Here is an 8,473-nt window from a genome sequence, read left to right as displayed (position 1 = left end):
GTGTGGGTGGGCCGACTGCACGGGGACGAAGGCAGAGCGATGCATGGGAGCTCGGAGCGTGACGCACCGGCGCCCGGAAGGCCGCAGGCCGTGCTCATCGCTGCCGTGGCGGAGGCGATGCGTGCGCTGAGCGGCTGTGCGGGCGGCGTCTACCTGCGGTCGGGCACGCCCGGACTGCTGCGGCTCGCCCTGCTCGCCGGAGTGCCCGGCCCGCTGTTCCGCCCGTGGTGGCAGTTGCACGTGGACCGGCAGTTCCCCGCCGCCGACGCCTTCAGGCACGGCGCTCATGTGGTGCTGCCCGACGCCACCGAGACGATGCGCCGTTACCCCCAGTTCGCGGCGGGCCTGCCGTTCCGGTTCGGGTCGGTCTACGTACCCGTGGTGGCGGGCTCGACGACGTACGGGGTGCTGACGGTGCTGCGGCCGGCGGCCCCGGACACCGCGGCCGTGCTGTCCGACGACGACGTGGTCACCGGGATCGCGGACCAGCTGGGCGCCGGGCTGCGGGCGCTGGAGGTGGAGGGGGCGGAGATCGTCTGGGACGGGGATCCGCTGTGTGTGCGGCCCCCGGCCACCGGTTCGCCGGTCGGCCGTGTCGGCCACTTCACCTGGGACCCGGCTGCCGGAACCGTCACGATGGACGACGCCCTGCGGGTGCTGGCGGGCTGCGCTCCTGATGATCTCCCCGGGACCCCTGAGGTGTTCGCGGAGGCGGTGGCGTCCGACGATGCGCCGCTGGTGCTGGACGCCCTGCACGCCGTGGCCGCCGGCCATCCGGCGGGTGGGCCGCTGACGGTGCGGTCCGCGGACGGGGCTCTGCGCCTGTTGGAGTGCTGGATGCCCCAGGCGCCGCCCGTGGTGCGGGGGCTCGTCGTCGACCCTGGGCCGGGGCCCGCGGCGGACGGTGCGGCCGATCTGCTCCCGGACGGTGTGTTCGCGTTCGACCGGCTCGGCCTGATCACGTACGTCAATCCGCGGGGTGCCGAGCTCCTCGGCCGGCCGAGGACGGAACTCGTCGGCCGGCCCCTGCCGCAGGCGGTGCCCTGGCTGCGGCAGCCTTCGTACGAGGACCATCTGCGCGGGGCGCTGCTGTCGCCGGACCCGGTGAACTTCCACGTCCGGCGTCCCCACCCGGTCGGTCCGGGGCGGGGGTGGCACGGGCACGACGGTGACTGGCTGACGCTGTCGGTGCATCCCGGCCCGGACCTCATGACGTGCCGGCTGGTTCCACTGGGGCAGATCGCGGACACCGCCGAGGCCGCCCCGGTGGACGAGGCACCACCGACGACGGCGGGGGTCGCCTCGATGGCACCGGTGTACCGGCCGATCTTCCTGGCCATCGCGCTGACCGAGGCCGTGACCGCCCAGCAGGTCTCCGAGGTCGTGATGCGCGAGCTGCTGCCCGCGTTCGGCGGCCGCCGGCTGGCCATCCACCTGCTGCACGAACGGCACCTGTACCTGGCGTGGGAGACGGGCTACGCGCAGGGGTTCCTCTCCGAGTTCGAGGGGATGGGGCTGGACACGCGGCTGCCGGCCGTGGATGCGCTCACCACCGGCAAGCCCCTGTTCTTCGAGTCGCTGGGGCAGCTGGAGGCCGTCTATCCGGGCATCCCGCTGGACGGCACCGAGGGCGCCCGGGCGTTCCTGCCGCTGATCGCGTCCGGGCGGCCGGTGGGCTCCTGCATCCTCGGCTTCGACCGGCCGCGTGGCTTCAGCGGGCAGGAGCGCACGGTGCTCACGGCGCTGGCCGGGCTGATCGCCCAGGCGCTGGAGAGGGCGCGGCGCTACGACACCGAGGCCACGATCGCGCGAGCGCTGCAGGAGGCGCTGCTGCCGCGCCGGCTGTCGGCGCATCCGCGGTTGGAGACGGCCGGGTGCTATCTGCCGGGTACGCAGGGCATCGATGTCGGTGGTGACTGGTACGACGTGGTGGAGACCGGCAACGGGCTGGCCCTGGTCATCGGCGATGTGCAGGGCCGCGGGGTGCAGGCCGCGGCCACGATGGGCCAGCTGCGCAGTGCGGTAAGGGCCTTCGCAGTCGGAGACCATCCGCCGGACGAGGTGATGAGCGGGACGAACCGGCTGCTCATCGATCTCGATCCGGGTCAGTTCGCCAGCTGTTGCTACATCCGGCTCGATCCGGTCACCGGAGTCGTCCGGGCCGCGCGCGCCGGACACCCGCAGCCCCTCCTGCGGCACCCCGGTGGCCGTACCGACGTGCTGGACCTGCCCGGCGGTGTGGTGCTCGGCGTGGACCCGGAGGCCCGTTACCCGGTGACGGAGCTGTGTCTGGAACCGGGCGCCGTCCTGGCGCTGTACACCGACGGCCTCGTCGAGCGGCCGGGCGGGGACATCGACGAGGGCATCGAGGCGCTCCGTACGGCGCTGTCGCTCGCGGCCGTGCCCGCCGAGAAACCGGACGGTGCCTCCCTGGGCGGAGTCGCCGACGAGCTCACCGACGAGGCGCGCCACACCACCGACCGCCCCGACGACATCGCGCTCCTGCTCGCGACGCTCCATCAGGACGACGAGCGGCACCCCTAGGGGGCTTCTACGGCGGGTGAAGTCCACCCCCAGGTTGACGGGACGGCCGTCGAAGTGCGGAGATGCTCTGGGACACGGCACCGCGCCGTGCCCGGCCGGCACACGACCGTGAGGCGAGGGCAGGACACCGATGGCATTGCAGATCAGCGCCACGAACCCGGAGCACCCCGCGCTGCTGCTGGACCTGCCGTGGCACCTGCCCCTGGAGGAGTGGCCCGAGAACCGTCTCGTGCCGTTGCCGCGCGGTATCTCGCGGCACGTGGTGCGCTACGCCCGCGCCGGCTCGGAGGTCGTCGCCGTGAAGGAGCTCGCCGAGCGGCCCGCGGTGCGGGAGTTCGAGCTGCTGCGGGACCTGGACCGGCTGGGCATCCCCGCGGTGGACGCGCTGGCCGTCGTCACGGGCCGCACCGACGCGGACGGTGACTACCTGGAGCCCGTACTGATCACGCGTCACCTGCGCGGCTCGATGCCGTACCGGTCGCTGTTCGAGACGACGATGCGGCCCGCGACCATGCACCGCCTCATGGACGCGCTGGCCGTGCTGCTGGTGCGGCTGCACCTGGCCGGGTTCGCCTGGGGGGACTGTTCGCTGTCCAACACCCTGTTCCGGCGGGACGCCGGTGCCTACGCCGCGTACCTGGTCGACGCCGAGACCGGCGAGCTGCATCCGAGGCTGAGCGACGGGCAGCGCGACTACGACCTCGACCTGGCGCGGGTGAACATCAGCGGGGAACTGCTCGACCTGGAGGCGTCGGGGGCGCTGCACCCGTCCGTCGACCCCATCGAGTTCGGTACGGAGATCTGCGCGCGGTACCAGGGCCTGTGGGGTGAGCTGACCCGCACGACGGTGTACCCGGCGGGCAAGCACCACTACATCGAGCACCGCATACGCCGTCTCAACGAGCTCGGTTTCGACGTGGCCGAGATGCAGATCACCCACTCGTCCAACGGGGACAGCGTCACGTTCGTGCCGAAGGTCGTCGACGCCGGTCACCACCAGCGGCAGCTGCTGCGGCTGACCGGCCTCGACACCGAGGAGAACCAGGCGCGCAGACTGCTCACGGACCTGGAGAGCTGGATGGCCACCCAGGACGACTATGCGCCCGGCGATCCCCTCGCGGCCCGCCCGGAGGTGCTGGCCCACCGCTGGGTCCGCGACGTGTTCCGGCCGACCGTGCGGGTGATACCGCTGGAGCTGCGCGGTTCCATGGACCCGGCCGAGCTGTACCACGAGTTGCTGGAACACCGCTGGTACCTGTCGGAGCGGGCCCAGCACGACATAGGTCTGGACACGGCCGTGAAGGACTACATCGAGAACGTCCTCCCCAAGGTCCGTGCGACGCTCCCCGAGGCCGCCGTGGCCGGGGCGGTTCAGGAGGGCGGTACGACGGCCACCGGGCAGGGCGCGTGATGGACGAGGGCGTGGGCGACCGAACCGATGCGCGAGCCGACCGCGCGGCGGTGGGCACGCCGTCCGGCCACCATCAGCTGGGCCCGCCCGGCCACCGACAGCAGGACCTGGGCCGCGCTGCCGATCTCCACGTGCTCGGTCACGGGCACATCGGGGAACCGTTCACGCCAGGGCCGCAGTGCCTCGCCGAGCGCCTCCTTCTCGTACGGTTCCAGGCCCCCGGCCTGGTCCGCGAGTCTCAGCGAGCCGGGGCTGTAGGCGAACACCGGGGGCAGGTTCCAGGCCCGTACGGCGCGTAGTCCGGCGCCGCGGGCGGCGGCCGTCTCGAAGGCGAAGCCGAGGGCGGCGGAGCTGTCGTCGGGGCCGCCGTGCTGACCGACGACGATCTCCCGGCCGCCCGCCTCGGCCTCGGGGTGGTCGTCGGAGCGGACGAGGACGACGGGCCGCTCGGCCTCGGCGAGGACCTGCTGGCCGACGGACCCGAGCAGGAAGCCGACGATCGCGCCGTGCCCGCGCGTGCCCAGCACCAGCTTCTCGGCCTCCGCCGCCGCGGCCACGAGTGACTCGACCGCTCCCCCGTCGAGTATCTCGGCGGTCACGGTCAGGCCCGGGTGCCGTTCGGTGACGGTCCGCCCGGCCTCCCGCACCAGGTCGCGGGCCCAGCCCGCCTGGGTGTCCTGGTCCGCGGCGATGGCGACGTCGGTCGGCTGCCACTGCCAGGCGTGCACGATCCTCAGGGGCAGGCCGCGGCGGACGGCCTCCCGTCCCGCCCAGGCCGCGGCGGCCCTGCTCTCGGGTGTTCCGTCCACTCCCACGGTGATCGGGCGGATCATTCGGCTGTCTCTCCCTCGACGGGTCGCTTGTCGTGCGCCTTCCTACGGGGCGTTCCTTCCCCGGCACCCTGGGCGCATCCCCCTTCCGAAGCGAAAACGGGACGACCGACCTTACGATGGCGGAAGGGGAGCTTCAGCGCTCAGGGTGGGAGACAGATGGCACAGGCCGCAGGTCCGGCACGGAACGTCATTCTGACCGTGGACGACGATCCGGGGGTCTCGCGCGCCGTGGCCCGCGATCTGCGCCGCCGGTACGGCGAGTCGTACCGGGTCGTGCGGGCCGAGTCCGGCGAGAGTGCCCTGGAGGCGCTGCGGGAGCTGAAGCTGCGCGGTGACCAGGTGGCGGTGCTGCTGGCCGACTACCGGATGCCGGAGATGAACGGGATCGAGTTCCTTGAGCAGGCGCTCGACATCTATCCCCGGGCCCGGCGGGTGCTGCTGACGGCGTACGCCGACACGAGCGCGGCGATCGATGCGATCAATGTGATCGACCTCGACCACTATCTGCTCAAGCCGTGGGACCCGCCCGAGGAGAAGCTGTACCCGGTCCTGGACGACCTGCTGGAGGCCTGGCGGGCCGCCGACCGGGCGTGCGTGGGCGTGACGAAGGTGGTCGGGCACCGCTGGTCGGCGAGATCGTCGGGCGTACGCGAGTTCCTCGCCCGCAACCAGGTGCCGTACCGCTGGTTCTCGTCCGACGAGCCGGAGGGACGCCGGCTGCTGGCGGCGGCCGGAGCCGACGGTGAGCGGCTGCCGCTGGTGGTCACGCCGGACGGTACGCCGCTGGTGGCGCCCGAGGACGCGGAGCTCGCGGACCGGGTCGGGCTCGCGACGACGCCGGAGGCCGAGTTCTACGACCTGGTCGTCATCGGCGGTGGGCCGGCCGGGCTCGGGGCCGCTGTGTACGGGGCCTCGGAGGGGCTGAGGACCGTGCTCGTGGAGCGGTCCGCGACCGGTGGGCAGGCCGGGCAGAGCTCACGGATCGAGAACTACCTGGGGTTCCCCGACGGCGTGTCCGGCTCGCAGCTCACCGGGCGGGCGCGGCGGCAGGCCGCGAAGTTCGGTGCCGAGATCCTCACCGCGCGCGAGGTGACCGGTCTTGAGGTGGGCGGGGCGTCGCGCACGGTCCGGTTCTCCGACGGTTCCTCGATCGCCGCGCACAGCGTGATCCTGGCGACCGGCGTGTCGTACCGGCAGCTCGAGGCGCCGGGCTGTGGGGACCTGACGGGGTGCGGGGTGTTCTACGGGTCGGCGCTGACCGAGGCCGCCGCCTGCCAGGGGCACGACGTGTACATCGTGGGCGGAGCGAACTCGGCAGGTCAGGCCGCGGTGTATCTGGCGCGCCACGCCAAGTCGGTGACGCTGCTGGTGCGCGGGGAGTCGCTGGAGGCGTCCATGTCGCACTATCTGATCCAGCAGATCGAATCGATACCCAACATCTCCGTGCGCACGGGCACCGTCGTGGACTCCGCCCACGGCACGGAGCACCTGGAGCAGCTCACCCTGCGGGACCTGGCGAGCGGGCGCAGCGAACTCGCCGACGCGCAGTGGCTGTTCGTGTTCATCGGCGCCGCGCCGCTGACGGACTGGCTGGAGGGCACCCTGCTGCGGGACGAGCGCGGGTTCGTCCTGGCCGGGCCCGATCTGACCGATGACGGCGGGCCGCCCCCGGGCTGGGAGCTGGACCGGCCGCCGTACCACCTGGAGACCAATGTGCCCGGCGTGTTCGTCGCCGGGGACGCGCGGGCGGAGTCCGCCAAGCGGGTCGCGTCCGCGGTCGGAGAGGGAGCGATGGCCGTGATGCTCGTGCACCGGTATCTGGAGCAGTCATGACCGGGCAGCCGCTGCCGTGTGACGCGGCGGAGCTCGGCACACTCTTCCTGTTCGAGAAGCTGGACGAGGAGCAGCTCGCGCGGCTGTGCCGGGAGGGCCGCGTGGAGAGGTTCGCCCCCGGCTATGTCTATCGGGAGGGTGAGCCTGCCACCTGTTTCTACGTCCTCCTCGAAGGCACCCTCGTGATGTCGCGGCGCGTCGGGAACGACGACGTGGAGACCAACCGCACCTCTCAGCGCGGGGTGTACGCAGGTGCCATGCAGGCGTATGTGACCGGTCCGGGCAAGAGCACCCGCTACAAGGGGTCCGTGCGCGTCACCGAACCCTCACGGTTCTTCGTGCTGCCGGCCGAGACGTTCTCCGCGGTCCTGCGCGAGTGGTTCCCCATGGCCGTGCACCTGCTGGAAGGCCTCTTCTTCGGCACCCAGACCACGCAGCGGACGATCGGGGAGCGTGAACGGCTGCTGGCGCTCGGTTCGCTGTCGGCGGGACTCACGCACGAGCTGAACAACCCGGCCGCGGCGGCGGTCCGGGCCACCTCGGCGCTGCGGGAACGCGTGGCGGGGATGCGGAACAAGCTCGGGGTCATCGCCTCGGGGTCGTACCGGCGCGAGACGCTGGCGACGCTCGTCGAGATCCAGGAGCGTACGGCCGAGCAGGTGTCCAAGGCGACGCCGCTCAGCCCGCTGGAGGCGTCCGACCGGGAGGACGCGCTGGAGGAGTGGTTCGACGACCACGGCATCGCGGGCGGCTGGCAGCTCGCGCCGACGTTCGTGCAGGCCGGCCTCGACACCGACTGGCTGGACCGGGTCGCGGCGGCCGTGGACGAGCAGACCCTCGAAGGCGCCGTGCGGTGGCTCAACTACACGGTGGAGACCGAACTCCTGATGAACGAGATCGAGGACTCCACCACCCGGGTCTCCACCCTCGTCGACGCGGCCAAGCAGTACTCGCAGCTCGACCGGGCTCCGTACCAGGTCGCGGACGTGCACGAACTCCTCGACAGCACGCTGCTGATGCTGTCGGGGAAGATCGGCTCGCGGATCGAGGTGGTCAAGGACTACGACCGCTCCCTGCCGCGCGTCCCGGCCTACCCGGGCGAGCTGAACCAGGTGTGGACCAACCTGATCGACAACGCCGTCGGGGCCATCAACAACGCGGGCGGGGAGGGCAAGCTGACTGTGCGCACGGCGCTCGACCGGGACCAGTTGCTGGTCGAGTTCCGCGACACGGGGCCCGGGATTCCGCCGGACATCCGCGGTCGCATCTTCGACCCGTTCTTCACCACCAAGCCGGTCGGACAGGGGACGGGGCTCGGGCTGGACATCTCGTGGCGCATCGTCGTCAACAAGCACCACGGGAGCCTCGAGGTGCAGTCCGTGCCGGGCGACACGCGGTTCCAGGTGCGGCTTCCGCTGACGGCGACGGAGTCCGACACGCCCGGGACACCCGGAACACCCGAGCCATCCACGGCCCCCGAGGAGGCGTCATGACCCTGCCCGCCGGAATCGACCCGAGCGTCCCGCCGAGCGGACCGGGCTGTACGGAGTGCGACGCAGCAGGCGGATGGTGGTTCCATCTGCGGCGCTGTGCCCAGTGCGGGCACGTCGGCTGCTGCGACAGCTCGCCCGCCCAGCACGCGAGCGCCCATGCCCGCGACGCCCACCATCCGTTCATCCGCAGCTACGAGCCCGGCGAGGCCTGGTTCTGGAACTACGACACCTCACAGATGTACGAGTCCGGCCCCGACCTCGCTCCCCCGCTGGCCCACCCCGCCGACCAGCCGGTACCGGGACCGGAGGGGCGCGTGCCGCCGAACTGGCTGGAGTCGCTGAATCGGTGACCGGGGCGC

At 72.2% G+C, this 8,473-nt stretch carries 6 protein-coding genes; 5 read left to right on the top strand and 1 reads right to left on the bottom strand.

Annotated elements, in window-relative coordinates; genetic code table 11:
- Nucleotides 1-39: 39 nt before the first annotated feature.
- Both FPZ41_RS10590 and FPZ41_RS10585 read left to right on the top strand, forming a co-directional pair.
- Nucleotides 40-2,544, top strand: coding sequence for a SpoIIE family protein phosphatase (locus FPZ41_RS10590; RefSeq protein WP_152861359.1), 2,505 nt, complete (start codon nt 40-42; stop codon nt 2,542-2,544).
- 130 nt (nt 2,545-2,674) lie between these two features.
- Nucleotides 2,675-3,955: a DUF4032 domain-containing protein gene (locus FPZ41_RS10585; RefSeq protein WP_228022656.1), complete on the top strand. Its 1,281-nt coding sequence runs from the start codon at nt 2,675-2,677 to the stop codon at nt 3,953-3,955.
- Here FPZ41_RS10585 and FPZ41_RS10580 read toward each other — a convergent pair.
- On the bottom strand, nt 3,916-4,788 hold the full coding sequence (locus FPZ41_RS10580) for a universal stress protein (RefSeq protein WP_152861357.1): 873 nt from the start codon (nt 4,786-4,788) through the stop codon (nt 3,916-3,918). The genes FPZ41_RS10585 and FPZ41_RS10580 overlap by 40 nt on opposite strands.
- 156 nt (nt 4,789-4,944) lie before the next feature.
- On the opposite strand from FPZ41_RS10580, the gene FPZ41_RS10575 reads away from it, so the two are divergent.
- From FPZ41_RS10575 to FPZ41_RS10565, 3 genes are read left to right on the top strand one after another with little or no spacing between them, the layout of a single operon-like run.
- Nucleotides 4,945-6,621: an FAD-dependent oxidoreductase gene (locus tag FPZ41_RS10575; RefSeq protein WP_152861355.1), complete on the top strand. Its 1,677-nt coding sequence runs from the start codon at nt 4,945-4,947 to the stop codon at nt 6,619-6,621.
- A complete protein-coding gene (locus FPZ41_RS10570; protein WP_152861353.1) occupies nt 6,618-8,114 on the top strand; it encodes an ATP-binding protein in 1,497 nt (498 codons plus the stop codon). Before FPZ41_RS10575 ends, FPZ41_RS10570 begins: the two co-directional genes overlap by 4 nt.
- Nucleotides 8,111-8,464, top strand: a complete 354-nt coding sequence (locus FPZ41_RS10565; RefSeq protein ID WP_131567818.1) for a UBP-type zinc finger domain-containing protein — start codon at nt 8,111-8,113, stop codon at nt 8,462-8,464. Before FPZ41_RS10570 ends, FPZ41_RS10565 begins: the two co-directional genes overlap by 4 nt.
- Nucleotides 8,465-8,473: the final 9 nt, after the last annotated feature.

Origin of the sequence: Streptomyces acidicola, from assembly GCF_009377235.1 — a bacterium.
GTDB classification, from domain to species: domain Bacteria; phylum Actinomycetota; class Actinomycetes; order Streptomycetales; family Streptomycetaceae; genus Streptomyces; species Streptomyces acidicola.
Note: the sequence above shows the minus strand (reverse complement) of the source record. Positions and strands in the feature narration are given on the sequence as shown.

What these genes read in the sequence shown, in the direction of transcription:
- FPZ41_RS10565 (WP_131567818.1), top strand. Translation starts at nt 8,111, where the DNA reads ATGACCCTGCCCGCCGGAATCGACCCGAGCGTCCCGCCGAGCGGACCG.
- FPZ41_RS10590 (WP_152861359.1), top strand. Translation starts at nt 40, where the DNA reads ATGCATGGGAGCTCGGAGCGTGACGCACCGGCGCCCGGAAGGCCGCAG.
- FPZ41_RS10580 (WP_152861357.1), bottom strand. Translation starts at nt 4,788, where the DNA reads ATGATCCGCCCGATCACCGTGGGAGTGGACGGAACACCCGAGAGCAGG.
- FPZ41_RS10575 (WP_152861355.1), top strand. Translation starts at nt 4,945, where the DNA reads ATGGCACAGGCCGCAGGTCCGGCACGGAACGTCATTCTGACCGTGGAC.
- FPZ41_RS10585 (WP_228022656.1), top strand. Translation starts at nt 2,675, where the DNA reads ATGGCATTGCAGATCAGCGCCACGAACCCGGAGCACCCCGCGCTGCTG.
- FPZ41_RS10570 (WP_152861353.1), top strand. Translation starts at nt 6,618, where the DNA reads ATGACCGGGCAGCCGCTGCCGTGTGACGCGGCGGAGCTCGGCACACTC.